We start from the raw sequence: 24,264 nt of genomic DNA, 5'->3' as shown, positions 1-24,264 counted from the left end.
GAAGACAGGAGACAGACCATGGATGCAGCCGGGTATTTTGCCGCCCACGTCCTGGCGACGCGGTACGAGGATCTTTCCGAGGAAACCATTTCGGCCGCCGGGCGGCTGATCCTCGACTCGATCGGGGTGGGGCTTGCGGGGAGTTCGGGCCAATGGGCGGCGGAACTGTCCGGGGCCGCCTCGGGCTGGGGGCAGGGCGCGCAATGCCGGGTTTTTGGCCGCGAAGGCCGGTTTCCGCCCGGGCTGGCGGCTTTCCACAACGCATACTGCATCCACAATTCCGAGTTCGACTGCCTGCACGAAGACGCCGTGGTGCACGCGCTGACGGCGATCCTGCCCGCCGCTTTGGCCGTGGCCGAACAGCAGGGCGGCGTGTTAGGCCGGACGCTGGTCGAGGCGGTGGTGGCGGGGGTCGATATCGCCGCCGCGATCGGCCTTGCCGGTACCGCGCCGATGAAATTCTTCCGCCCGGCGGTGGTTGGCGGTCTCGGCGCGGTTGCCGCCGCCGGCAAGGTTGCCGGGCTTGACCGCGACCAGTTGATCAACGCTTTCGGGGCACAATACGCCCAGTCGGGCGGGTCGATGCAGGCGCATGAGGAAGGCACGATGCTGCTGGCGCTCCAGATTGGCTTCAATGCCCGCGCGGCGGTGGAGGCGGTCGATCTCGCCCGGGCCGGGCTGGCGGCGACAAAGGATACGTTCGAGGGCCGGTTCGGCTATTTCAAACTGTTCGAGGACGCCGTCGATCTGGCGCCGGTTCTGGACGACCTGCGCAAGCAAAGGCGGATCGAAGAGGTGGTGGAAAAACCCTTCCCCACAGGTCGCGCAACCCATGGCGCGATCGAGGCGGTGATGCGCCTGCAGGTCCGCCGTGCCGCCGATCCCGAGATGCTTCACGGCATCGTGGTGACGGTATCCCCCGTTGCCCACTCCCTGGTCGGCCGGCCGGCACAGATCGGCATGCCGGCCAACTATGCCCGGCTGTGCCTGTCCTACTGCGTGGCCCGCTGCCTGCTGGAAGGAAACGTCGGCGTGGATCATTTCACCCCCGAAGCGCTGGCCGACACGGCCGCCCTGATACTGGCCGAGCGGATCGAGGTGCAGACCTTCGACATGGCCGAACCAAGCGCCTTCGGTCCCAGCCGCGTCACCTTGGAATATGCCGACGGCACCACCGAGACCGAAACCATCGGGCAGGCCCTGGGGCATCCTTCGAACCCGGTATCGACCGCGCAGCGGCTGGCGAAGTTCGGGGCCAATTGCCGGGCGGCGGCACTGCCCTTGTCGGCGGATGAGGCCGCGGCACTTTCCGGCCGGATTTCGGATATCGAAACCCTCGGGGATGTCCGCGACCTGATGGACCTGGCCTGCCCGCGCGCGGATTGATTTCGGCGCGCCGGGTCAGGTTTTCGGGATGATGCCCTGCCACTTCCCGTCCGCCACCAGGTCGCGCACGATATCCGAACAGAGCTGGGCGACGATGCGCATGGCAGTGCGAACGGGATGGTGGGTGGTGGTGGCCAGCACCAGAACCCGGCGGAGCTGCAACGGATCGATCTGCGTCGCCACGATGCGCCCTTCTTCGATTTCCCTTTGCACGGCGTTGTAGGGCAGCACTGTCGCTGCGGTGCCGTCTTCGACCATTCGGACGAGCGGCATCAGCGAGTCGATCTCGTATTCCACGTTAAGGTCGACCCCGACATCGTTGCACATCTGTTCCAGCAGCGCGCGCAACCCGTGACGGCGGCTGGGCAGCACCATCGGCCAATCGGCGAGGTCGGCAATGCTCAGCGTTTCCTGCTCGGGTTGAGAAGAGGCGCCGGACTGCAACAGGTACAGGCTTTCATGCAGCAATTCGTCGGCGACGTAATGTTTCGTGCGCGGCGCCTTGTAGAACAGCGCGACGTCGATATGCCCGGTGGTCAGAAGTTCGCTGACATCGCCGCTGAACGCCTCGACTATGCGCAGGTCGACACCGGGATGGCTGGCGCGCAGCGCCCTGAGCAGCGGCGGCACCAGGATGTGGCTTTCGGTCGGCGGCAGCCCCAGTGTCACCTTGCCCTCGATGACGCCCTTCAACTGGCGCACGTCATGTTCCAGTTCGCCCAGGTCGTTCAGGATCTGGCGCACCCGGCCCTCGAAGAAACTGCCGGCGCTGGTTAGCTTCATGCCGCGCCCGGTGCGATGGAACAGGGTGACGCCCAGTTCCTCTTCCAGCATCCTGATCTGGCGGCTGATCGCCGGTTGCGCCACGGACAGTTTGACCGCGGCGCGCGACACGCTGGATTCTTCTGCAAGCGCGACGAAATAGTGAAGCTGACGCATTTCCATGGGGAATGTGTTCCGGCGGTTGACGTTAACCTGTTCACAGTAGAACAGAAAAACGTCCGAGAAAAGAAACCGCCGGAACTGGGGTCAGCCGTTCACCCGGTCGAGCAGCACGCGGGCATCGGCCTGATCTTCGATCGACCAGATCGTGTCGAGCACGGCGCGCGCCTGGGCGTCGGTCAGGATACCGGCCACGCAGTCCATGAACTTGTCCTCGACCTCTGCATCGGACAGCGGGTTCTGCGGTCCGCCGCGATAGCGGTCATCCGAGAATTTCTGCAGGGTCTGGCCGGATTTGGTGACCACCTCGATGCGCGACAGGATCTTGTCGTGGCCCATCGCCGCGATGTCGGGATCGAACTGGGTTTCGACCCGCTGCTGCATCGCCTGGCATTCGGGGCTTTGCACGAAGGCGTCGGTGAATTCAGCCTTGCCGGCGCGGCCGGTCAGGATGATCGCCGACAGCAGGAAGGCCATGCAGAACTTGCCCTCCAGTTCGGTCTGCGCGGTGCGGAACCGGATCGGGTGCAGAATGTTGTTGGAAGCGAACAGCGTCACTTTCTCGATGTCATCCGGCGTCAGGCCGTGTTCGTCCATCAGCGCCTTCATCGTGTCCATCGACGGGTGGGTGAGCACACCGCAGGGGTAGGGCTTGATGCTGACCCCGGGTTCCGACAGCGAAAACGGGTTGCCGAACCGGCCCAGAACCAGATCGGGTTCGCCGCCCCGCCCGGCGACCGACAGATACCCCCATTGCCCGTCCAGAGCGGCGTCATTGAAGGTGAAGCCTTCGCGCGCCAGCAGGGCGCTGGTGACACCGTTTTCCGACGACCGGCCGACATGCATCGGTTTGCCCATCGTGCCGAAATTCGCCCGGATACCGGCGGCCATCGACGCCGCCCCGCCCAGAACCTGCGCGGTGCGGTCCGCGTCGAAGCCGAGGAGATTGGCGGAGGCAGCAGCGGACCCGAAAGTGCCGATCGTGCCGCTGGTATGGAAGCCGAGGTTGTAGTGGTCGGGATTGATCGCCTCGGCGATCTTGCTTTCGACCTCGACGCCGGCGACGAAACCGGTGAGGAAATCCTTGCCGGTGATGCCGTCCTCGGCCTCGGTCAGGGCCAGAACCGCCGACAGCGGCGGCACGGTGGGATGGGTCAGCAACCCATAGGGGCGGTCCGGTCCTTCGGCGACCTGGGTGTCATCCCAATCCATCGCGTGGCCCGCCAGACCGTTCCAGAACGCCGCCTGCTGCGGCGACACCTTCAGGGCCCGGTTCCCCACCGGTCGCGCAACGGGCGTTGAACCGGTCGCGCCGAGATAGCGTTCCGCGACCTTCAGGGCCTCCTGTTCGGTCCCGGCCAGCATGACGCCGAGGCCGTCGATGATGCAGCGCTTGGCGATATGGCGGGTATGCTGCGGGATGTCGTCATAGGACAGCGATGCGGCAAAGCCGGCGGCGTCCTCGGTCAGGCTGCGGGTTGGGGTATTGGCGTCTTTCATTGTGGTTCTCCAGTCCATGCTTTGATCAGGTCGGCGCTGTCGCAGACCAGACCGAAGCGGGCATTTGCGGTTTTCAGGGTGGCGTTATGCAGGTCCATGTCCCATGACGCGCAGGCATCGCGGGGCAAGGCGGTGTAATGGCCGGTTTCGAAGGCGTCGCGCAGGGTGCTTTCGACGCAGACATTGGTCGACACGCCGGTCGGCACCACCGACCGGATGCCGCGCGACCGCAGCACCATGTCCAGGTCGGTGCCCTTGAAGGCGCTGTAGCGGTGCTTGCGGATCACCGGTTCGCCCGGCTGCGGCGACAGCGGTTCGATGAAATCGGCGCCCTCGCTGCCCTCCATCGCGATCCGGTCCGACGCATAGGTGGCGCGGCGGCGCTGCGCCAGCCAGGGCGCGGTGTCGCTGAGGTGCTGTTCCAGCGTCCAGAACCCCACGTGACAGACCAGAACGCCCGACCTGCGCGCTGCATCGAGCAGGGTTTCCAGCGTCGGGATGATCGCGCGCGCCGCGTCCAGCGGCCGGCCGGCGCGGCTGGTTGCGAAACCGTCGAGGCAGAAATCCTTCTGCATGTCGATGATCAGCAGCGCGGTGTGTTCCGGCGCGAAGCGATCGGCGAAATCGCTCAGGATATCGGGTTCATTTGCCGTCATGCCGCCGTCTCCTTGGTGAACCAGTCGGCGACCTGCGCCCCGGTCATGAAGATCACGTCGTCGCGGGCTTGCAGCAGGTCGAGCATGCGAACCAGGTAGGGGAAACGATGCGGTACGCCGATCAGGTGCGGATGCAGCCCGATGCCCATCACCTTGGCGCCTGCCGGTTCGGTTTCGCCCGCGAAACATTCCAGCGTCGTTTGCAGGCGCTGGAACATTTCGTCCGAGCTGTGCTTTTCCACCGCGTAGACGACCGAGTCGTTCAGTTCGAGCGTATAGGGCATCGCGATCAGGTCGCGCGGGGCCGCCCGCATCCGGTGCGGTACGTCGTCAACGCTCCAGTCGCACAGGTATTCGACCCCTTCGGCGGCGAGGATATCGGGCGTGTCAGCGGTTTCGCGCAGCCCCGGGCTGAGCCAGCCGCGCACCGGTTTTCCGGTGAAGGCGCGCAGCTTCTCCAGCGTCTCGCGGATCACACCGGCTTCGCCGCTTTGCGCGCTCAGCCCGGTCTGGTGCATGCCGTGTCCGACGAATTCCCACTCCGCGTCGCGGATCGCTTCGGCGCAGTCTGCATAGGTGTCGATCGCCGTGGCGTTGATGCTGGCCGATACCGGCAGGTCGCGCGCGTCAAACAGCGACAGCAGCCGCGCCATGCCTGCCCGCATGCCGTAATCGGCCCAGCAGAAATTGGGCACGTCGGGCACTTGGTCGCGCCCGTGTGGCGGGGTCAGCAGTTTGCGCGGCATTTCCCGGTCGAACGGCCAGTGTTCGATATTCACGACCAGGTTCACGATCAGGCGCTTGCCCTCGGGGCCGGTCAGCGGGCGCTGCTGGCTCGCCAACCTGTACGGAATGCGCGGATTGGCTTGCATCGCGTCCTCGCGGGGCGCACCGGATGACGAGAAATCGTCCATTGTTACTCCTGACTTCTTACGGCTTGGTCTTTGGTGTTCGTACGCGGCCGCATTCGCGAAAAACCGCGCGGCATCCCCGCAGAGATGCTGCCGTAAAAGATGTCAGGAGGGGCTTGCGCTTTCCAATCCCGATGGGTGCAAGCCGTTATAACAAGCTGAGATAGCGCGGATTTGGCCTAGCCCGCGACGTCGCCGCCAATGCCGGATTGCACCAGCGCATCGACCAGCGCGCGGGCGCTGCGGGGCAGGGCCGAACGGCTGCGCACCGCGACGCAGCGGTCGCGGGTGGCCCAGCTGTCGGACAGGCGAAGCAGCGACAGCTGCATGGTGCGGGCGTGGCGGCGGGCGGCGCTTTCGGGCACCACGCCGATACCGACACCGGCCTCGACCAGCCGGCACATCGCCTCGAAGCTGCGGACCTGAATGCGCAGCGCGCGTTCATAGCCGTTCTTTTCCATCAGCCCGCGCAGGAAGGCGAGCAGCGTGCTGCCTTCGTGCAGGCCGATATGTTCGTGCTCCAGCGTGTCGGCGAAGCGCAGTTCGCGGCAATCGGCCAGCGGATGATCCTGTGGCGTCGCCAGCACCAGCCGGTCGGTGGAAAAGCGGATCACCTCGAGGTCGCCGGCGTCCACCTCGCCCGAGAAAATGCCCAGATCCGCCGTGCCGTCCTGAATGGAGCGCAGGATGTCGTGGGTCAGCCGTTCCTGCAGGTCGACGGTCAGGTGCGGATGTTCTGCCATGAAACCGGCAAGGAATTCCGGCAGGAACTCGGTCACCGCCGTGGTGTTGGCGAAGATCCGGACATGGCCGCCGAATTCGTCCCCGGCGAAGTCGTCTTTCAGGAAATCGACCTGCCGCAGGATCAGCCGGGCATGCTGTAACAGGGTTTCGCCGGCCTGTGTCAGGCTGATCCCCTTGTTGCTGCGATACAGGACCTGCGCGCCCAGCTGGTCCTCCAGCGCGCGGATGCGGGCGCTTGCGGCGGGGGGCGACAGGAAGGCCCGCTGCGCGCCGCGGGTCAGGTTCCCGGCCTCGGCGACCTGAACGAAAAGCTGAAGATCCTGAAGCTGAATATGCATTCCGTTGCCTCCGTGTTCGGAAAACCCGAACGCAGCCTTGATAAATGGCGAATTTGGAAAACGCAAACCGCATGGCATCACAGCGGCAAAACACGACCGCAGGAGGACCCGGTGGATATCGCGCATCTTCAGACATGGATCGGCCGCAGCGAAGAGGTCGCGGAACGGGTCGGCCCGTTTGCCTCCAACGCGCTGGGCGCGACGCTGGACAGGGACGAGCCGCCCTATACCGATGGTGGCGAGTTGCCGCTTCTGTGGCACTGGCTACATTTCCACACCCCCTGTCCCCAGGGCCAATTGGGCCCTGACGGCCATCCGGCGCGCGGCGGGTTTATCCCCCCGATCCCGCTGCCGCGCCGGATGTGGGCGGGCAGCCGGCTGACATCGCTAGCCCCGATGCGGATCGGCCGGCAACTGCGCCGGGTGTCGACGATCAAGGACGTGGCGCACAAGTCGGGGCGCAGCGGCGAATTGGTCTTCGTCACGGTGCGGCACCGCATTCTGGATGGCGATACTCCCTGCGTCGAGGAAGAACAGGATATCGTGTACCGCGAGGCGCCTGCCGCCGGCGCCCCGGTGCCGACGCCGAAATCCGCGCCCGAGGGATCCGCCTTTTCACGCGCAATCGATCCCGATCCGGTGTTGCTGCAACGCTATTCGGCGCTGACCTTCAACGGCCACCGGATCCATTACGACCGCGATTTCTGCAAGCAGGACGAAGGTTATCCCGGCCTCGTCGTACATGGCCCGTTGCTGGCGACGCTGCTCTTGGACCTGCTGCGGCGGCAATATCCGGGGGCGCGGATCGCGGACTTTTCGTTCCGCGCCGTCGCTCCGGTTTTCGACATCAACGACTTCTCGGTTCATGGCGCACCGGACAAGGCGGAACGGACGTTCCGTCTGTGGGTGCGGCGCCACGACGGCGCGCTTGCCATGACCGCAATTGCCACACTCGCCGAAGGATGAAAGACATGACCGAAACCTATCAGGATATCCGCGATGCGGTTCGCGCGCTCTGCGCGACCTTCCCGCCCGAATACCACCGCGAGGTGGACGAAAACCGCGCCTACCCCGAGGCCTTCGTCGACGCGCTGACCGAAGCGGGATGGCTCGCCGCGCTGATCCCCGAGGAATACGGCGGGTCGGGGCTGGGCCTGACCGAAGCGTCGGTGATCATGGAGGAAATCAACCGCGCGGGGGGCAATTCGGGCGCCTGCCACGGTCAGATGTACAACATGGGCACGCTGCTGCGGCACGGCTCGGATGCGCAGAAACAGCAATACCTGCCCAAGATCGCCAGCGGCGAGCTGCGGCTGCAATCGATGGGCGTGACCGAACCCACCACCGGTACCGACACCACCAAGATCAAGACCACGGCGGTACGCAAGGGCGACCGTTACGTGGTGAACGGGCAAAAGGTGTGGATCAGCCGGGTGCAGCATTCCGACCTGATGATCCTGCTGGCCCGCACCACCCCCCTGGCCGAGGTCAAGAAGAAGTCGCAGGGCATGTCGATCTTCATCGTCGATCTGAAGGATGCGATCGGCAATGGCATGGAGGTCAATCCGATCCCCAACATGGTCAACCATGAGACCAACGAATTGTTCTTCGACAACCTCGAAATCCCAGCCGAGAACCTGATCGGCGAAGAAGGCATGGGGTTCAAGTACATCCTCGACGGGCTGAACGCCGAACGTACGCTGATCGCGGCGGAATGCATCGGCGACGGGTACTGGTTCATCGACAAGGTGTCGGAATACGTGAAGGACCGCACCGTTTTCGGCCGTCCCATCGGCCAGAACCAGGGCGTGCAGTTCCCCATCGCCGAGGCCCATATCGAGGTCGAGGCCGCCAATCTGATGCGGTTCGAGGCCTGCCGCCTTTTCGACGCGCAGCAACCGTGCGGCGCGCAGGCCAACATGGCCAAGTACCTCGCCGCCAAGGCCAGTTGGGAAGCGGCCAATGCCTGCCTGCAGTTCCACGGCGGTTTCGGCTTTGCCAATGAATACGACGTCGAGCGCAAGTTCCGCGAAACCCGGCTGTACCAGGTGGCGCCGATTTCGACCAACCTGATCCTGTCCTATGTCGCCGAACACGTTCTCGGCCTGCCGAGGTCGTTCTGATGGGACCGCTGGATGGATTGACGGTCGTCACGCTGGAACATGCCGTGGCCGGCCCCTTCGCCACCCGGCAGCTCGCCGATCTGGGCGCGCGGGTGATCAAGGTCGAACGCCCCGGCGTCGGCGATTTCGCCCGCAAATACGACGACCGGGTCGATGGGCTTGCGTCCTATTTCGTCTGGGCCAACCGGTCGAAGGAAAGCCTGACGCTGAACGTCAAGCATCCCCAGGCGGACGAGGTGCTGACCCGGCTCCTGGCCGAGGCCGACGTGCTGGTGCAGAATCTCGCGCCCGGTGCTGCGGAACGGCTGGGCCTGACCTATGATGCGCTGTCGGAGGCGAACCCCGGCCTGATCGTGTGCAATATCTCGGGCTATGGCCCCGACGGGCCCGATTGCGGCCGCAAGGCTTATGACCTTCTTGTGCAGGCCGAGGCTGGATTCCTGTCGGTGACCGGCACCCCGGAAGAGGCCTGCAAATCGGGCATTTCCATCGCCGATATCGCCGCCGGCATGTATGCTTATTCCAACATCCTCGCCGCGCTGATCCGGCGCGGCCAGACCGGGAAGGGCGGCACTATCGACATTTCGATGCTCGAGGCGCTGGCCGAATGGATGAGCTACCCGCTCTATTACGCCTATGACGGCGCGCCGCAGCCGGGCCGGGCCGGGGCGATGCATGCGACGATCTTCCCCTATGGTCCGTTCCCGGCCGGGGACGGCGCGGTCGTGATGATGGGATTGCAGAACGAACGTGAATGGAAAACCTTCTGCGAAAAGGTGATGCGCAATCCCGAACTGCTGACCGATCCGCGCTTTGACAGCAACGCGCGGCGGGCCGAAAACAAGGAGGCGCTGACCGCCCTGATCATCGCCGCCTTCGCCGGGCTGACCGGGACCGAGGTGATCGCGCGGCTTGACGATGCGGGCATCGCCAATGCGCGGATGAACGACATGAAAGGGCTGTGGGATCATCCGCAGTTGAAGGCCCGTGATCGCTGGCGCGAAGTCGGCAGCCCGTCCGGCCTGATCCCCGCCTTGCTGCCGCCCGGCGGTTTCGACGGCTACACGCCGCGCATGGACCCGGTGCCGGATCTGGGCGAACACAACGATGCGGTGCTGGAACGTCTCGGCTATGGCGCCGACGAGATTGCGCAGATGAAAGCGGGGGGCGTGCTGTGACGGTGCCGTTCCTCGATGCGAAAAGCTTGCTGTTCGTGCCGGGCGACCGGGGCGATCGCATCCCGAAGGCGCTGGCCAGTGCCGCCGATGCGGTCATCGTCGATCTGGAGGATGCCGTTGCGCTTGACGCCAAGGATGCCGCGCGCCGCGCGGTGGGGGCTTTCATTGACGCAACCCCGTCGGCCCGCGTGCTGTTGCGTGTCAACGCCGTCGACAGTCCCTGGTACGCTGGCGATATCGCCCTTGCCGCCTGTCCCGGCGTCATCGGCGTGGTGTTGCCGAAGGCCAGCAGCGATGCGGTTGCATGTGCGGCGGGTGACACGGATGTCCCGATCTGGCCGCTGATCGAAACGGCGCTGGGGCTGCAGGACCTTGCCGCCCTTGCCGCCGACAAAGCGGTTGCGCGCATGCTGCTCGGCACCATCGACCTTGCGCTTGATCTCGGCATCGACGCCGCGCAGCCGGATGGTCGGGCGATGCTGGACATGGCGCGGTACCAGGTGGTGACCGCCTGTGCCGCCGCTGGCCTGCGGCCGCCCGTCGACGGGGTGTTCGCTGATCTTGCGGATGAAACCGGGCTTGCTGCTGCCGCCGCCCATGCCCGTGCCTGCGGGCTGAGCGGCATGATGTGCATTCATCCCGGTCAGTTGGCCACGGTCAATGCCGGTTTCGCCCCCTCTCAGGCGCAGACCGATTGGGCGCGCCGCGTCCTGCGGGCTGCGGACGGTCAGAACGGTGCGTTCCGTTTTGAGGGGCAGATGATCGACAAGCCGGTGCTGGAAAGGGCGGTACGCCTGCTGGCGCCCTGAACCAGGCGACAAGTCCCTGCATGACCGGCTCAGCCGATCCGGATCGGCTGCCGCTTGCGGCCCCAGTCGCCCGGCGGGCCGTCGATCACGCCGGGGAAGGCGGTGCCGCAGCTGCCGCAGTGGCCGTCATCGGTCAGGTTCCAGTCCGACAGCCGGTACCAGTCCCGGCCGACCACCATCTCGCCGCAACCGGCGCAATAGCTCGACTGCCCATCCTTGTGATGGGTGTTGCCGATATAGACGTGATTCACGCCCGCCGCCTTGGCGATCGCCCGCGCCCTGAGCAGGGTTTCCTGCGGGGTGGCCGGGACGTCTGGCATCCGGTGGTCGGGATGGAAGGCGGAAAAATGCATCGGCACGTCCGGCCCCAGCCGATCCATCACCCATTCCGACATCTCGGTCAGTTCGCGGTCGCTGTCGTTCCAGCCCGGGATCAGGAGCGTCGTCAGTTCGACCCAGCAATCGGTTTCGGTCACCGCGTATTCGATCGTGTCCAACACCGGCGCCAGATGCGAGGCGGTGAGCTTGTGATAGAACTCTTCGGAAAACGCCTTCAGGTCGATATTTGCCGCATCCATATGGGAGAAGAATTCCGCGCGCGGTTCCGGCGTGATGTAGCCGGCGGTCACCGCCACGCTGCGGATGCCCTGTTCATGGCAGGCCTGCGCGATGTCGACCGCGTATTCGTGGAAGATCACCGGGTCGTTATAGGTAAACGCGACCGAGGCCGCCCCGGCATCCGCCGCCGCCCCGGCGATCATTTCGGGCGTGGCGTAATCGGTCAGGTTGTCGACCTGCCGGCTGGTGGAAATTTCGTGGTTTTGGCAGAACTTGCAGGCCAGGTTGCAGCCCGCCGTACCGAAACTCAGCACCGGGGTGCCGGGTAGGAAGTGGTTCAGCGGTTTCTTTTCGATCGGGTCGATGCAGAAGCCCGACGACCGGTTGTAGGTGTCGAGAACGATGCGCTGGCCCTCGGCCTTGCGGACGAAGCACAGGCCCCGCTGCCCCGGTTTCAGGGCGCAGTAGCGCGGGCATAATTCGCACACGAGCCGCCCGTCTTCGGGGCGGGATGACCAGAAACGTGCCGTGTTCAAGCTGACCTCTCCAAAATTTGTGATCACAAACTATATAGGGGTTAATTGCCCCCGCGGTAGGGGGCTTGCGAACGTTAGGTGAACCATGTCCGAACGCAGCTGCCAATTCGCCGGTCTGTTCTTTCCCGCCGACAGCGGGGAACTCGCCTCCGAGGTTGGGGCCTTCCTGCGCTCTGCCGATGCCCCGGCCGGGGCGGCGCAAGCGCGCGCCATCGTTTCGGCCCATGCCGGTTATCCCTATTCCGGGGGCTTCGCCGGGCAGTCGTTCGGCGCGGTCGGTTGGACGCCCGCCCGCGTGGTGGTGCTGTCGCCGTCGCACCGGCACCCGTTCCGGGGGGTGGCTTTCCCGTCGCAGGACGTTTTCGCGACCCCGCTCGGCCCGCTGCGGATCGACCGGGCTGCCTGTACGGCGCTGGCCGAGGCCGGGTTCGCGCACGAAGAAGACGCCGCCCATGACAGCGAACACGGGATCGAGACCCAGCTGCCCTTCATTCGTACGCTTTGGTCCGAGGCGCGGATCGTGCCGCTGGTCTGTGGCGATGTGCCCGCCGAACAGGTCGCCGCGACGATCGACGCATTGGACGGGCCGGAAACGCTGTTCGTATTGTCGTCGGATCTCAGCCATTTCCTGACACGATCCGACGCACGCAAAAGGGACGCCGAAACCGCGCATCTGCTGGAAACCGGAAAGTGGGATGAGATGACCCCGTCGCATGCCTGCGGCGCCAAGGCGATTCAGGGCTGGCTGCTGTCGCGGGCCGGGCAGGGCGCCAAGGCGCTGCGGCTTGGCATGGGGGACAGCGCCGAGGTGACCGGCGACCGGTCCCGCGTCGTCGGCTACGGCGCCTGGGCATTCTATCCGATCGACGCGGCGATGTTGAATGACGATGCGCAGGCCGATCTGCTTGGCCTTGCCCGCGACGCGATCGCCGGGCGGATGGCGGGCTGCCCCGCAGCGGCCCCCGATCCAGGCCGCACCGCCATGCCGTTGCAGACCCGGGCGGCCAGTTTCGTGACGCTGACCCAGAACGGCGCATTGCGCGGCTGCATCGGGTCGGTCGCGGCGCGCCGGGCGCTGGCGCAGGACGTGGCCGAAAATGCCGTCGGCGCGGCGTTCCGCGACCCGCGTTTCATGCCGGTTTCGGCCGGGGAATTGCCCGAACTGCGGATCAAGGTGGCGGTGCTCAGCAAGGCGCAGGAAATGCAGTTCGACAGCGAGGAAGACGCGCTGTCGCGGATCGAACCGGGGCTTGACGGGTTGTTCCTGTCATCGGCCGGGCGCCGCGGCCTGTTCCTGCCGGCGGTGTGGGACAGTATTCCCGACCCCCGTGACTTTCTCGACGCACTGAAACGAAAGGCGGGCCTGCCGCTGCATCATTGGGCCGGGGACGTGACCTTGCACCGGTTCCGGGTGGAAAGCTTCGGGGACGCCGCCGACTGAGCAAGAGAGGCCGTCGATGTCGCGCGTGCGGACGACAGCCGGCCCGGAGCAGGCAAACCTCAGCGCAGCGCGGCGCGCAATGTTTCCACCGGCGTGCAGCCGAATTTCTTGCGATACTGTTCGGCAAACCGGCCCAGGTGAAAGAAGCCAAGATCGGTGGCCACATTGGTAACGGACGTTTGCTGGGACGGGTTGGACAGTTCTTCCCATGCGCGTTCCAGGCGAAGATCGCGCAGGAACGCCATCGGAGATCGGCCATACCGATCCCGAAACGCGGTTTGAACGGCGCGGGTGCTCGTCCCGGCGGCGCGGGCAATGTCTTCGATCATGATCGGGCTGCGCAGGTTTTCCCGCATGAAGCCTTCGGCGCGGCGCACGGTCCGGGTCATTGGCCCGCGCCCCTCGCACGCAATGGGCAAACCGTGTGACTGGGTTTGCAGAAGCCCCGCCATCAGGGTGCGTTCCAGTTGCTTTCCCAAAAGCGAACCATCGCCCAGAACGATACCGCCGCGCGCGGCTTCTGCCATCACGTATTGCAGTAAACCGAGGAAAGACCGCCCTTGGGCACCGCGCATGTCGTTCGATCCGGAGAATCGCAAAGGCGCGCCGGAGGGCAATCCGAGCTCTGCGCGTGCCGTTTCCATCAAGGCGCGTTTTTCGATCTGGAGCATCACCTGGACGCAATCCTCGCTCCAGATCATGCAGGTTTCGGCGTCGGGATTGAGAACGCCGCTCGACCCTCCGCCGATTTCGTATCGGGTTTCGCCATTGCTGATCGAGGCATGCCCGCGAATGGGAAGCTGAAACAGGTAGAACCGTTCCAGCGCGCCCGGCGCGATCAGGGTTTTTGCGTTATAGGTCATGACGTTGATCGACAGGGCGCTGCCCGACAGACGATTGTGACGCGCCATGAAACGGTGTTTCCCCATGACCTCCAGACGGTGGTCACAATAGACCCGTGCCACCGAATCGCGCGCCTCATCGAGGTCGTCACTGCTAAAAAGCGGATGCCCGGCAAGGGGCAGGGAATCTCCGCCTTGCGCGGTCTGAAACATCTCCATTTCCGCTCTCCTTTCATCGATATGCTTCATGCCTAAAGTAACTATTTGCGCAAACCGGATAGGGGCTGCGCAAATAGGATAGCCCGTTAACCCCTAGGCTCGGCAAGCTTTCATTACAGAAAAATGACAGACAGGGAGCGCATAATGCGTGGATTGACAGACAAAGTGGCGATTGTTCCCGGCGGGGCCACCAAAATCGGCGTTGCCGTGGTCGAGGCGTTTCGGGCCCGCGGAACCAAGGTGATCGTTGCCGATATCGACGCGGAGAACGGGGCGAAGCTCGAAACCGACGGTGTGCATTTCATTAAGGCGGATCTGCGGTCGGACGACGACATCGCGCGGATCGTCAAGGAAGCCAAGGATACCTACGGCCGTATCGATTTCCTGGTGAACGTCGCTGCGACCTATCTCGACAACGGTGCGGAAAGCACGCGGGCGGAATGGCTGGAAGCTTTGGATGTAAACCTTGTCGGGTCCGCCATGTTGATGCAGGCGGCGCGCGAGGAGCTGAAGAAGAACAAGGGCGCAATCGTCAATTTCGGATCGATTTCGGCACGGGTCGCGCAAACGGGCCGCTGGCTATACCCGGTGTCGAAGGCCGCGATCCTGCAGCTAACCCGCAACCAGGCGATGGATCTGGCCCCCGACGGTATCCGCGTGAATGCGGTGTCGCCGGGCTGGACCTGGTCGAACATCATGGACAGCCTCACCAATGGCGATCGTGAAAAGACCGACAAGGTGGGGGCTGATTTCCACCTGATGCCCCGCGTCGGCGACCCGGAAGAGGTGGCCGAGGCGATCATATTCCTGTGTTCCGACAACGCCAGCTTCGTCACCGGCACCGATATCCGTGTCGATGGCGGTTACACCGCGATGGGTCCCGAAGGGATGACGCCCGCGATCCCCCGGCTCATGGACTGAAAAACCAAATCAGGCGGAACACCCGCCAAACTGACCCCAACAGGAGAAACAAAATGAAACGCATTTCCATTGTCGGCGGCGGCCAGTCCGGCCTTCAGCTGGGTATCGGGCTTTTGCAAAAAGGCTATGACGTCAAGGTCATCCAGGACCGCACGCCGGACCAGATCGCAGCCGGTCGCGTGCTGTCTTCGCAGTGCCAATTCGACGCCTCGCTCGATCACGAACGCGCGCTTGGCATCAATTTCTGGGAAGATGAGTGCCCGCCGGTCGAGGGGATTTCCTTTTCGGTTCCCAATCCCGATGGGCCGGGCAAGGCGGTGGACTGGGCGGCGAAGCTCGATGCCAAGGCGCAGTCGGTCGACCAGCGGGTGAAGATGCCGCGCTGGCTGGAAGAATTCGAACGCCTCGGCGGCAAGCTCGACATCGCGCTGGCCGACATCCCGATGCTGGAATCTGAGGCCCGCACCGCGGATCTGGTGATCGTCGCATCCGGCAAGGGCGACATCGGCAAACTGTTCGAACGTGACGCCGCCCGTTCGCCGTTCGACGCGCCGCAGCGCGCGCTGGCGCTGACCTATGTGCACGGCATGACCCCGCGCGAAAAGCATTCGGCGGTGAATTTCAACCTGATCCCCGGTGTCGGCGAATATTTCGTATTCCCGGCGCTGACCAAATCCGGCCCGTGCGAGATCATGGTGTTCGAAGGCGTGCCGAACGGCCCGATGGATTGCTGGCGTGACGTTAAGACCCCGGCAGAGCACCTGGCGAAGTCGAAGGAGATCCTCGACACGTTCGTGCCGTGGGAAGCCGACCGCTGCCGCAATATCGAACTTACCGACGATAACGGCATTCTGGCCGGCCGCTTCCCGCCGACCGTGCGCAAGCCGGTGGGCACGCTGCCCTCGGGTGCCAAGGTGATGGGGCTGGGCGACGCGGTGTGCCTGAACGATCCGATCACCGGGCAGGGCGCCAACAATGCTGCCAAGGCGGCGGCGGTCTATCTCGACGCGATCCTGGAAAGAGGCGATGCAGCCTTTGACGAGGCATGGATGACCGCCACCTTCGAACGGTTCTGGGATTACGCGCAGTGGGTGGTGCAGTGGACCAACATGATGCTGCTGCCGCCGCCGCCCTTCGTTCTCAACATCATGGGATCGGCGCAGGTTCTTCCGGGGCTGGCGCATCGGATTGCCAACGGCTTCGACGACCCGCGCGATTTCTTCCCGTGGTTTGCCGATCCATCCGCGGCGGACGAGTATCTCAACAGCTTGCAGGCGGCCTGAAATGGTTGACCTTCAGACCTTTCGTCAGACGATGGGCCTGTTTCCCGGCGCGGTCACCCTGATCACCACCGGTCAGGGGGATCTGCGCCGGGGCATCACCGCCACCGCCGTCTGTTCCGTCTCAGATACGCCGCCGAGCCTGCTGGTTTGCGTCAACCGCAAGACCGGTACCTGCATGGAAATCATGCGCTCGGGCCTGTTTTCCGTACAGTTGCTTGGCCAGTGCCATGCTGACGTCGCGATGGCTTTTGCCGGAGCCAAGGGTCAGAGCGGGGAAGAGAAGTTCACCATGGGCGATTGGGTCGCCTGCCCGAACGGGCAGCCGCGCCTGGTGGATGCCCTTGCCAGCATTTCCTGCGAGGTGATCATGGCGACCGAAGCAGGCAGCCACATGGTGTTCATCGGTCGGATGGAGGACGTCGCCTTTGCCGATGGCGAGGCGCTGATCTACGCCCAATCCGGATTCCACCGGCTGGCCGCCGTCGCTTGATGGCTCCGGCAGAAAAGGAAAGGCCCCCGATTTCGGGGGCCTTTTTCGTCACTTGGCGAGTTCCGGATGCAGGTACCGTTCAAGCCCCGCCCGGCAATCGTCCGGCCACGGGTGGGATTTGTGATCCTTGGTCGAGGTCATGACGATGAGCTGTTCGATGGTCCAGATCACTTCGCCGTCGACGGTCACCACGGTATAGAGGTCAAGCGATGCCCTGCCGATCTTGCGCACATGGACGTTGAATTCCAGCGTGTCACCGTAGATGGCGGGTTTCTTGAATTCGATGTTCATCTTGACGCTGGGCAGGCCAAGGTGGCGTTCGAACATCAGTTCCTTCCAGGTCACGCCGAACGAGGCGAACATCGCCTCGTTAACGTCGACGAGCATGGAAAGATATGCGGGGTGATAGGCGATGCCGGTAAGGTCGCAATCGCCGAACCGCATTGGTTTGGATATCGTGAAGGGCATGTCCGGTCCTTTTGTTTGGTTCCGATCGAAGAGAGGTCAACTCGTTTTCATATAATTTATGCTTAAAGGTTCTGGGGAAGTCAAACGATAGAAATCCGGAGCGCGAGAAACCGTGGCGTCACGGCCGGGCGCGGCCCGGAATTTCGAGGTAATTTGGAGGTATATTGGCATATATCCCTAGATTTGCTGGGGATTTCGTTGAATTGCAGCAGTTTGCAAAATTCACGCAACTTAAAGCAATTGGCGTTGACAGCGGCAGATTCTCGATTTAGCTTCATGCTTAAAGTAAATGATGCGGCGGAGGCGTGGTTTCCGTCAGACCAGCAAAGGATGAGACCATGAAAATTGCGATTCTCGGCGGTGGGCCGTCCGGACTTTACTTTGCCATCTCGATGAAGCTTCGGGACGCCAGCCATGACATCACCGTCTACGAGCGTAACCGCGCGGACGATACCTTCGGCTGGGGCGTGGTGCTGTCGGACGAAACCATGTCCAACTTCGAAGGCAACGACCCGGTTTCCGAAAAGATGATCCGCGATAACTTCGCCTATTGGGACGATGTTAAAACGATCCGCGGCGACGAGGCGATGACTTCGAGCGGGCACGGGTTCTGCGGTATCGGGCGCAAGAAGATGCTGTTGCTGCTTCAGCAGCGCGCGCGTGAACTGGGCGTCAAGCTGGAATTCGAATCCGACATGTCGGAAGAAAAGATCGCGGCGCTGAAAACGTCCCACGATCTACTGGTGGCGGCCGACGGGTTGAATTCCAAGACCCGCAGCATCTACGCGGACGAGTTCAAGCCCGAAATCGACATGCGCAAGAACCATTTTGTCTGGCTCGGCACGCATCAGAAATTCGACGACGCCTTCACCTTCATTTTTGAAAAGACCGAACACGGATGGATCTGGGCGCACGCCTATCAGTTCGACGATGACACCGCGACCTTCATCGTGGAATGCGGCCCCGAGGTATTCAAGGCGTTCGGCTTCGATAAGCTGAATCAGCAAGAAAGCATCGCGCTGTGCGAAAAGATCTTCGCCAAGCACCTTGGCGGTCACGCGCTGATGACCAACGCCAACCACATCCGCGGCTCGGCCTGGATCCAGTTCCCGCGCGTCACCTGTGAAAACTGGTATTTCGACAACGTGGTTCTGCTCGGCGACGCGTCGGCAACGGCTCATTTTTCCATCGGATCCGGGTCGAAGCTCGGGATGGAAAGCGCGATCATGTTGGCCGACGAACTGAGCTCGGGCAAGCCGCTCGAGGATGCGCTGCAAAGCTATCAGGACGAACGCAAGCTGCAGGTGATCCGCGTCACTTCGGCGGCGCGCAATTCGACCACCTGGTTCGAAGAGGTCGAGCGTTACCTCGATCTGGACATGATGCAGTTCAACTATGCGCTGCTGACCCGGTCGCAGCGGATCAGCCACGAAAACCTGCGCCTGCGCGATCCCGAATGGTTGGCGTCTGCGGAAAGCTGGTTCCAGAAACAGGCCGGCAGCAATTCCACCCGCCGTCCGATGTTCGCACCGTTCAAGCTGCGTGACATGGAGCTGGTGAACCGCGTCGTGGTGTCCCCGATGGCGCAGTACAAGGCCAAGGACGGCATGCCGAACGATTGGCATTTCGTGCATTACGCCGAACGCGCCAAGGGCGGGGCCGGGTTGGTGTTCACCGAAATGCTGTGCGTGTCGCACGAAGGCCGGATCACCCCCGGTTGCCCCCGCATCGGCGAAGAACAGCTGCCTGTTTGGTCGCGCCTGGTGGATTTCGTCCACGCGGAAACCCCCGCGAAGATCTGCGCCCAGATCGGTCATGCCGGTCGCAAGGGATCGACCCGCCTGGCGTGGGACGGGATCGACATGCCGCTGCCCGAGGGCGAGAACTGGCCGCTGCTGTCGGCCTCCGCGATCCCGCTGATGGAAGGCAATGTCGTGCCCAAGGCAATGGACCCGGCCGACATGGACATGGTCAAGGCGCAGTTCATCGAAGCGGTGAAATCCGCGAACGCGGCCGGTTTCGACATGATCGAAATGCACGCCGCCCACGGCTACCTGCTGGCGTCCTTCATCTCCCCGGTGACCAATATCCGCGATGACGAATATGGCGGCAGCCTTGAAAACCGGATGCGTTTCCCGCTGGAAATCTTCCACGCCATGCGCGCCGAATGGCCCGAGGAAAAACCGATGACGGTTCGTATCTCGGCGCATGACTGGATGGGCGACGAAGGCGTGACGCCGGAAGAGGCGGTGCAGATCTCGGCCATGTTCAAGGCCGCCGGCGCCGATGCGATCAACACCTCTTCGGGACAGACCGACAAGGCCGAAAAACCGGTATATGGCCGCATGTTCCAGGTGCCGTTCGCCGACCGCGTTCGCAACGAAATCGACCTGCCGACCCTGGTCGCGGGCAACATCTATGAACCCGACCACGTCAATTCGATCCTGATGGCGGGGCGCGCCGACCTGGTGCTGCTGGCCCGTCCGCATCTGGCCGATCCCTATTGGACGCTGCACGCGGCGGTCGAGCTGGGCGATGCCGAACAGGACTGGCCCGCGCCCTATGAGGGCGGCCGTCGACAGGCCAACCTGCTGGCGGAACGCGCCAGGGCGATGGCGACATGACCCTTGCAGGCAAGAAAGCCTTCGTGACGGGGGGCGGTTCCGGGGTCGGGGCCGTCATCGCCACCATGCTGGCCGAAGCGGGCGCCGAGGTCACGATATGCGGGCGCCGGCTTGCGCCGCTTGAAGCGGTGGCTTCCGGGCACGCCAATATCTCGGCCGTGGTTGCCGACATCACCGACGAGGCGGCGATTTCCGCCGCCATCGCGGCGGCGGCGCCCGACATCGTCGTGGCCAATGCGGGTGCGTCGGAAAGCGCGCCTTTCGTGAAAACCGAACTGGCGGCGTTCGAACGGATGATGACGGTGAACCTGACCGGCACCTTTTTGACCCTGCGCGAGGGCGTCAAGGCGATGAAGGGAAAGCCCTGGGGCCGCCTGATCGCCATCGCGTCCACCGCCGGGCTCAAGGGCTATCCCTATGTCGCGCCCTACGCGGCGGCGAAACACGGCGTCGTCGGCATGGTCAAATCCATCGCCCTTGAGCTGGCGCGCAAGGGGATCACCGCCAACGCGATCTGTCCCGGGTTCCTCGATACCGAAATGACCGAACGCTCGATCGCCAATATCGTCGAAAAAACCGGCCGCAGCCCGGAAGAGGCGCGCGCCTCGCTGGAGGCCACCAACCCGATGCACCGGCTGGTCCCGCCCGAGGACGTCGCGCGCGCGGTTCTGTGGCTGTGCCGGGACGGATCGGACATGGTTACCGGACAAAGCATTTCGATTTCGGGCGGTGAGACGTGAGCGAGATCTTTACCCTCAGACGGCAGGTCGAATTCAATCACTGCGATCCTGCAGGGATGGTGTTTTACCCGCGCTATTTCGAAATGATTTCGTCGCTGGTCGAACGGTTCTTCGCCGACTGCGTGTCCTTCAGCTGGATCGAGATGGGTGCGCTCGGCGGTGGCATGGGCACGCCGACGGGTAATATCGAGGTGCGTTTTCACAAGCCGTCGCGCCTTGGCGATTGGCTTGATTTTTCCTTGTCGATCAAACGCCTTGGCCGGTCGTCCGCGACCTTCGCGATCATCTGTGCCAGCGACGGGGAAATCCGTTTCAGCTGCACCTCCACGGTGGTTTACGCCGACACAACAGAAGGGGCTTCCGCGCCCTGGCCCGATGCCGTGCGCGAACGGATGTCCCGTTACATGACTTCCAAAGTAATAGAGAAAGAGGCGCTATGACTGTGCTCAGCCCCCACACGTTCCTCCAGCCCGACGGCTGGGTCCCCGCAAAAGGGTATGCCAACGGCGTTCTGGCCGAAGGTCGCACGGTATACACCGGCGGGCTGGTCGGGTGGAATGCCGAACAGAAATGGGAACATGAAGACATGGTGGGCCAGTTCCGCCAGACGCTCGAAAACATCGTCGCCGTTCTGGATAAGGCCGGGGCGAAGCCTGAACACCTGGTGCGCCTGACCTGGTACATCACCGACAAGTCGGAATACCTTGATAACCTGCGTGGTATCGGCGCGGCGTATCGCGATGTGATCGGGCGCCATTTCCCGGCGATGGCTGTCGTGCAGGTGGTCGCGCTGATGGAAGACGAGGCCAAGGTCGAAATCGAAGCCACGGCTGTCATTCCGAATGACTGAGGTTGCGCAACGCCCTAATAGCGCCCCGGTTCTGGTGACGGTCGCGCCCTATGATCAGGCCACGCCGCGCGGCGCGGTGCTTGGCGGCTGGATTCTGACGCAGCTTGACTATGCGGCGGGGCTTGCGGGGCGCAAGATTTCCGGCGGTGATGCTCTGATCGTTGCAATCAAGGAGTTGAGCTTTCACGCGGCGCTACATCCGGGCGAAGAATTCACGATCCATGCGGAGCTGAGCCGCCGCGGGTCCAGTTCTTTTAACCTGTCGGTTTCTGCTTGGGCGGAGCCGGATGCGGAATGTCGCCGGATACTGACCGCAGATGTGCTCCTGGTGGCCGTTGATGAAGATGGGAAGCCCCGTAAGCTTCTTTGAAATATGTATGATTGAAAAAGCGCGCGCCGGACTTTCAGGATTGGCGCGCGCTTTTTTGTTTCTAATATGTACTGTTGAGAAGTGAAGCGCTTATATTTATATGTAAAGCAAATCTGTTCCTAAGTGACGCGGGTCCTGATATGACTACGGAAATTCAACACGACATCGAAGACGAAGCGCTCGCACGTCAGCGCCTGCGCCTGTGGCTTCAGATGCTCAAGGCGGTGCGCTATGTGGAGGGCACGCTGCGCGAAAGGTTGCGGGCGGGGTATGAAACCACGCTGCCCCGCTTTGACGTGCTGGCCGCGCTTCATGCCAATCCGGAGGGCATGAAGATGAGCGAGCTGTCCCATCACCTTGTGGTGTCGAACGGGAATGTGACCGGCGTTGTGGACCGTCTTGTCAGCGAAGGATTGGCCGAGCGGGAAAACATGGCCACGGACCGCCGTGCCTTTCTGGTGCGCATTACCGAAAAGGGGCGCACGCTCATGGACGAAATGACCGCCGAGCATCTGCGCTGGATCGACGAGATGTTCGACGACGTGTCCGAGGCCGATGCCGCGCGGGGTATCTCCATCATGCTGGATATCAGGCAGAAGGACTGACCCGTAGGGGGCAGGACATGAAAAAGCCCGCCGGTTTGGCGGGCTTTTAGTTGTTTGGTGTTCGGGGCAGGGGGATCAGAGCAGCCCGGTTTCCTTGGCCACGCGGCGATAGCCGGCCCCGGCGGTGAAGCCGCCGTCGATCACGAAGTCCTCGCCGGTGATGAAGCCGGAGGCATCGGAGGCGAGGAACAGCACCAGCTGCGCCACTTCGTCCGCCTCGCCCGCGCGCTGCGCCGGGGTCATTTCGATCATCGGCCCCAAGTGCGGCGAATTGCGGTTCAGGTCGGTGACGATCAGGCCGGGGCAGATGGCATTGACGCGGATCTTGTCGTCGGCAAATTCCATCGCCGCGGTACGGGTCAGCCCGCGCAATGCCCATTTCGACGACGTGTAGGCCGGGTCGTAGTGACCGGAAAAGGCGCTGTTCGAGGAAATGTTGACGATGCTGCCGCCGCCGGTTTCCGCCATCATCGGGGCCGCCAGCTTGATGCCGATAAAGGCGCCGGTGGCGTTCACTTCCAGCACCTTTTTCCATTCGTCCACCGACATGTCGCGGATGATCTTGCGGTTGATGATGCCGGCGTTGTTCACCAGGATGTCAAGCCGCCCGGTCCAGTCCCGCAACGTCGCCAGCGCGTCCTGCCAGTCAGCTTCGGAGGTCACGTCGAGCTTGAGAAAGCGGACGTCCTTGCCTTCGCTGGTCAGGCGTTCGGCCAGCGCGGCCCCGTCTTCCTCGAGGACATCGCACAACAGGACCGAGGCGCCAGCGGTGGCCAGCAATTCCGCCTCGATCGCGCCCTGGCCGCGTGCGGCCCCGGTCACGATCGCGGTTTTCCCGGACAGGTCCGTCAGGGCGTTTTTCACTTTTTCGAAATCGATGCTCATGTCTTCACCATCACTTGACGTTGCTCGCCCAGACCGGCGGCGCCGAGGGTTACGACCTGCCCTTCCTTCAGGAATACCGGCGGCTTCATGCCCAGCCCCACGCCCGGCGGGGTGCCGGTGGCGATGATGTCGCAGGGTTCGAGCGTCATGAATTGCGAAATGTAGTGCACCAGGTGCGCCACCCCGAAGATCATCGTGCTGGTATTGCCGGTCTGGCGCCGTTCGCCATCGACATCGAGCCACAGGTCGATGTTCTGCACGTCGGCGATTTCGTCCTTGGTCACCAGCCACGGGCCGACGGGGCCGAACGTGTCATGGCTCTTGCCCTTGATCCACTGGCCGCCGCGTTCGGATTGGAAGCTGCGTTCGGACACGTCATTGACCAGTGCATATCCCGCGACATGGTTCAGCGCGTCTTCTTCGGAAACGTATTTCGCGCGGCTGCCGATGACGATGCCCAACTCGACTTCCCAATCGGTCTTTTCCGATCCGCGCGGGATTTCGACATCATCGTTCGGGCCGCAAATGGCCGTCGCGGCCTTGGCGAACAGCACCGGTTCGGCGGGCGGCTGTTTGCCGGTTTCGCGGGCATGGTCGGCGTAGTTCAGGCCGACACACAGGAATTTTCCGGGCCGCGCGATGGCGGAACCGATCCGCGGCGTGCCTTCGACCAGCGGCAGCGACGCCAGATCCAGGGCAGCGAGTTTCGTCAGGTTTTCGGGGGCGAGCGTGTCGCCGTCGATATCGGCGACGACCCCGGACAGATCGCGCATATTGCCGTCTTGATCCAGCAAGGCGGGGCGTTCGGCGCCGTGCGGCCCGTAGCGGAGAAGCTTCATGAAACG

At 63.5% G+C, this 24,264-nt stretch carries 25 protein-coding genes; 15 read left to right on the top strand and 10 right to left on the bottom strand.

The genetic code is table 11. The features are described from left to right. Positions 1 to 18 precede the first annotated feature (18 nt). Positions 19 to 1,386 carry an MmgE/PrpD family protein gene (locus IT775_RS10685; RefSeq protein ID WP_212701102.1) on the top strand — a complete coding sequence of 456 codons (1,368 nt, stop codon included), beginning with the start codon at positions 19 to 21 and terminating at the stop codon, positions 1,384 to 1,386. Between the two features lie 15 nt (positions 1,387 to 1,401). On the opposite strand, the gene IT775_RS10680 is transcribed toward IT775_RS10685, so the two are convergent. The 5 genes from IT775_RS10680 to IT775_RS10660 all read right to left on the bottom strand — a co-directional run bounded on the left by IT775_RS10680 (position 1,402) and on the right by IT775_RS10660 (position 6,477). Next, positions 1,402 to 2,325 carry a LysR family transcriptional regulator gene (locus IT775_RS10680; protein WP_212701101.1) on the bottom strand — a complete coding sequence of 308 codons (924 nt, stop codon included), beginning with the start codon at positions 2,323 to 2,325 and terminating at the stop codon, positions 1,402 to 1,404. A 90-nt stretch (positions 2,326 to 2,415) separates the two neighbouring features. Then, on the bottom strand, positions 2,416 to 3,828 hold the full coding sequence (locus tag IT775_RS10675) for an MmgE/PrpD family protein (RefSeq protein ID WP_212701100.1): 1,413 nt from the start codon (positions 3,826 to 3,828) through the stop codon (positions 2,416 to 2,418). After that, on the bottom strand, positions 3,825 to 4,484 hold the full coding sequence (locus IT775_RS10670) for a cysteine hydrolase family protein (RefSeq protein ID WP_212701099.1): 660 nt from the start codon (positions 4,482 to 4,484) through the stop codon (positions 3,825 to 3,827). Before IT775_RS10670 ends, IT775_RS10675 begins: the two co-directional genes overlap by 4 nt. Then, positions 4,481 to 5,398, bottom strand: coding sequence for a polysaccharide deacetylase family protein (locus tag IT775_RS10665; RefSeq protein ID WP_212701098.1), 918 nt, complete (start codon positions 5,396 to 5,398; stop codon positions 4,481 to 4,483). Before IT775_RS10665 ends, IT775_RS10670 begins: the two co-directional genes overlap by 4 nt. A gap of 176 nt (positions 5,399 to 5,574) precedes the next feature. Further along, on the bottom strand, positions 5,575 to 6,477 hold the full coding sequence (locus IT775_RS10660) for a LysR family transcriptional regulator (RefSeq protein ID WP_212701097.1): 903 nt from the start codon (positions 6,475 to 6,477) through the stop codon (positions 5,575 to 5,577). Between the two features lie 111 nt (positions 6,478 to 6,588). Between IT775_RS10660 and IT775_RS21425 the strand changes: the two genes are divergently transcribed. From IT775_RS21425 to IT775_RS10640, 4 genes are read left to right on the top strand one after another with little or no spacing between them, the layout of a single operon-like run. After that, positions 6,589 to 7,443 (top strand): HTD2 family dehydratase, encoded by an 855-nt coding sequence (locus IT775_RS21425; RefSeq protein ID WP_343231132.1) that lies wholly within the window; start codon positions 6,589 to 6,591, stop codon positions 7,441 to 7,443. Positions 7,444 to 7,448: 5 nt separating this feature from the next. Beyond that, positions 7,449 to 8,600 carry an acyl-CoA dehydrogenase family protein gene (locus IT775_RS10650; protein WP_212701095.1) on the top strand — a complete coding sequence of 384 codons (1,152 nt, stop codon included), beginning with the start codon at positions 7,449 to 7,451 and terminating at the stop codon, positions 8,598 to 8,600. Then, a complete protein-coding gene (locus IT775_RS10645) occupies positions 8,600 to 9,778 on the top strand; it encodes a CaiB/BaiF CoA transferase family protein (protein WP_212701094.1) in 1,179 nt (392 codons plus the stop codon). Before IT775_RS10650 ends, IT775_RS10645 begins: the two co-directional genes overlap by 1 nt. Continuing rightward, positions 9,775 to 10,587 carry an HpcH/HpaI aldolase/citrate lyase family protein gene (locus IT775_RS10640; protein ID WP_212701093.1) on the top strand — a complete coding sequence of 271 codons (813 nt, stop codon included), beginning with the start codon at positions 9,775 to 9,777 and terminating at the stop codon, positions 10,585 to 10,587. The genes IT775_RS10645 and IT775_RS10640 overlap by 4 nt, the downstream gene beginning before the upstream one ends. A gap of 29 nt (positions 10,588 to 10,616) precedes the next feature. Here the strand turns inward: IT775_RS10640 and amrS are convergent, their stop codons facing one another. Next, positions 10,617 to 11,681, bottom strand: coding sequence for an AmmeMemoRadiSam system radical SAM enzyme (amrS, locus tag IT775_RS10635; protein WP_212701092.1), 1,065 nt, complete (start codon positions 11,679 to 11,681; stop codon positions 10,617 to 10,619). Between the two features lie 85 nt (positions 11,682 to 11,766). Here amrS and amrB point away from each other — a divergent pair, with 85 nt between their 5' ends. Next, complete coding sequence (gene amrB / locus IT775_RS10630; RefSeq protein WP_212701091.1) at positions 11,767 to 13,122, top strand: AmmeMemoRadiSam system protein B; 1,356 nt, start codon at positions 11,767 to 11,769, stop codon at positions 13,120 to 13,122. 59 nt (positions 13,123 to 13,181) lie between these two features. Here the strand turns inward: amrB and IT775_RS10625 are convergent, their stop codons facing one another. Next, positions 13,182 to 14,183: an AraC family transcriptional regulator gene (locus IT775_RS10625; protein WP_212701090.1), complete on the bottom strand. Its 1,002-nt coding sequence runs from the start codon at positions 14,181 to 14,183 to the stop codon at positions 13,182 to 13,184. Positions 14,184 to 14,327: 144 nt separating this feature from the next. Here IT775_RS10625 and IT775_RS10620 point away from each other — a divergent pair, with 144 nt between their 5' ends. The 3 genes from IT775_RS10620 to IT775_RS10610 are packed head-to-tail and all read left to right on the top strand — an operon-like array spanning position 14,328 to position 16,877. Then, complete coding sequence (locus tag IT775_RS10620) at positions 14,328 to 15,104, top strand: SDR family oxidoreductase (RefSeq protein ID WP_212701089.1); 777 nt, start codon at positions 14,328 to 14,330, stop codon at positions 15,102 to 15,104. A 53-nt stretch (positions 15,105 to 15,157) separates the two neighbouring features. Next, entirely contained in the window at positions 15,158 to 16,387 is a 1,230-nt protein-coding gene (locus IT775_RS10615; RefSeq protein WP_212701088.1) for a styrene monooxygenase/indole monooxygenase family protein, read from the top strand. Between the two features lies 1 nt (position 16,388). After that, entirely contained in the window at positions 16,389 to 16,877 is a 489-nt protein-coding gene (locus IT775_RS10610) for a flavin reductase family protein (protein WP_212701087.1), read from the top strand. Positions 16,878 to 16,925: 48 nt separating this feature from the next. Here the strand turns inward: IT775_RS10610 and IT775_RS10605 are convergent, their stop codons facing one another. After that, a complete protein-coding gene (locus IT775_RS10605; protein WP_212701086.1) occupies positions 16,926 to 17,345 on the bottom strand; it encodes an acyl-CoA thioesterase in 420 nt (139 codons plus the stop codon). 338 nt (positions 17,346 to 17,683) lie between these two features. Here IT775_RS10605 and IT775_RS10600 point away from each other — a divergent pair, with 338 nt between their 5' ends. From IT775_RS10600 to IT775_RS10575, 6 genes are all read left to right on the top strand, one after another. Continuing rightward, positions 17,684 to 19,969, top strand: coding sequence for a bifunctional salicylyl-CoA 5-hydroxylase/oxidoreductase (locus IT775_RS10600; RefSeq protein WP_212701085.1), 2,286 nt, complete (start codon positions 17,684 to 17,686; stop codon positions 19,967 to 19,969). Beyond that, a complete protein-coding gene (locus IT775_RS10595; RefSeq protein ID WP_212701084.1) occupies positions 19,966 to 20,709 on the top strand; it encodes an SDR family NAD(P)-dependent oxidoreductase in 744 nt (247 codons plus the stop codon). Before IT775_RS10600 ends, IT775_RS10595 begins: the two co-directional genes overlap by 4 nt. After that, entirely contained in the window at positions 20,706 to 21,149 is a 444-nt protein-coding gene (locus IT775_RS10590; protein ID WP_212701083.1) for an acyl-CoA thioesterase, read from the top strand. Before IT775_RS10595 ends, IT775_RS10590 begins: the two co-directional genes overlap by 4 nt. Further along, positions 21,146 to 21,559 carry a RidA family protein gene (locus tag IT775_RS10585; protein ID WP_212701082.1) on the top strand — a complete coding sequence of 138 codons (414 nt, stop codon included), beginning with the start codon at positions 21,146 to 21,148 and terminating at the stop codon, positions 21,557 to 21,559. Before IT775_RS10590 ends, IT775_RS10585 begins: the two co-directional genes overlap by 4 nt. A gap of 34 nt (positions 21,560 to 21,593) precedes the next feature. Next, entirely contained in the window at positions 21,594 to 21,929 is a 336-nt protein-coding gene (locus tag IT775_RS10580; protein ID WP_212701081.1) for an acyl-CoA thioesterase, read from the top strand. A gap of 140 nt (positions 21,930 to 22,069) precedes the next feature. Further along, positions 22,070 to 22,534: a MarR family winged helix-turn-helix transcriptional regulator gene (locus IT775_RS10575; protein WP_212701080.1), complete on the top strand. Its 465-nt coding sequence runs from the start codon at positions 22,070 to 22,072 to the stop codon at positions 22,532 to 22,534. A 75-nt stretch (positions 22,535 to 22,609) separates the two neighbouring features. Here the strand turns inward: IT775_RS10575 and IT775_RS10570 are convergent, their stop codons facing one another. Next, positions 22,610 to 23,419: an SDR family NAD(P)-dependent oxidoreductase gene (locus IT775_RS10570; protein WP_212701079.1), complete on the bottom strand. Its 810-nt coding sequence runs from the start codon at positions 23,417 to 23,419 to the stop codon at positions 22,610 to 22,612. Then, a complete protein-coding gene (locus IT775_RS10565; protein ID WP_212701078.1) occupies positions 23,416 to 24,258 on the bottom strand; it encodes a fumarylacetoacetate hydrolase family protein in 843 nt (280 codons plus the stop codon). The genes IT775_RS10570 and IT775_RS10565 overlap by 4 nt, the downstream gene beginning before the upstream one ends. Positions 24,259 to 24,264: the final 6 nt, after the last annotated feature.

It is taken from the genome of Thalassovita aquimarina (genome assembly GCF_018219815.1).
In the GTDB taxonomy this organism is placed as follows: domain Bacteria; phylum Pseudomonadota; class Alphaproteobacteria; order Rhodobacterales; family Rhodobacteraceae; genus Thalassobius; species Thalassobius aquimarinus.
This window is presented reverse-complemented; position numbering and strand designations above follow the sequence as displayed.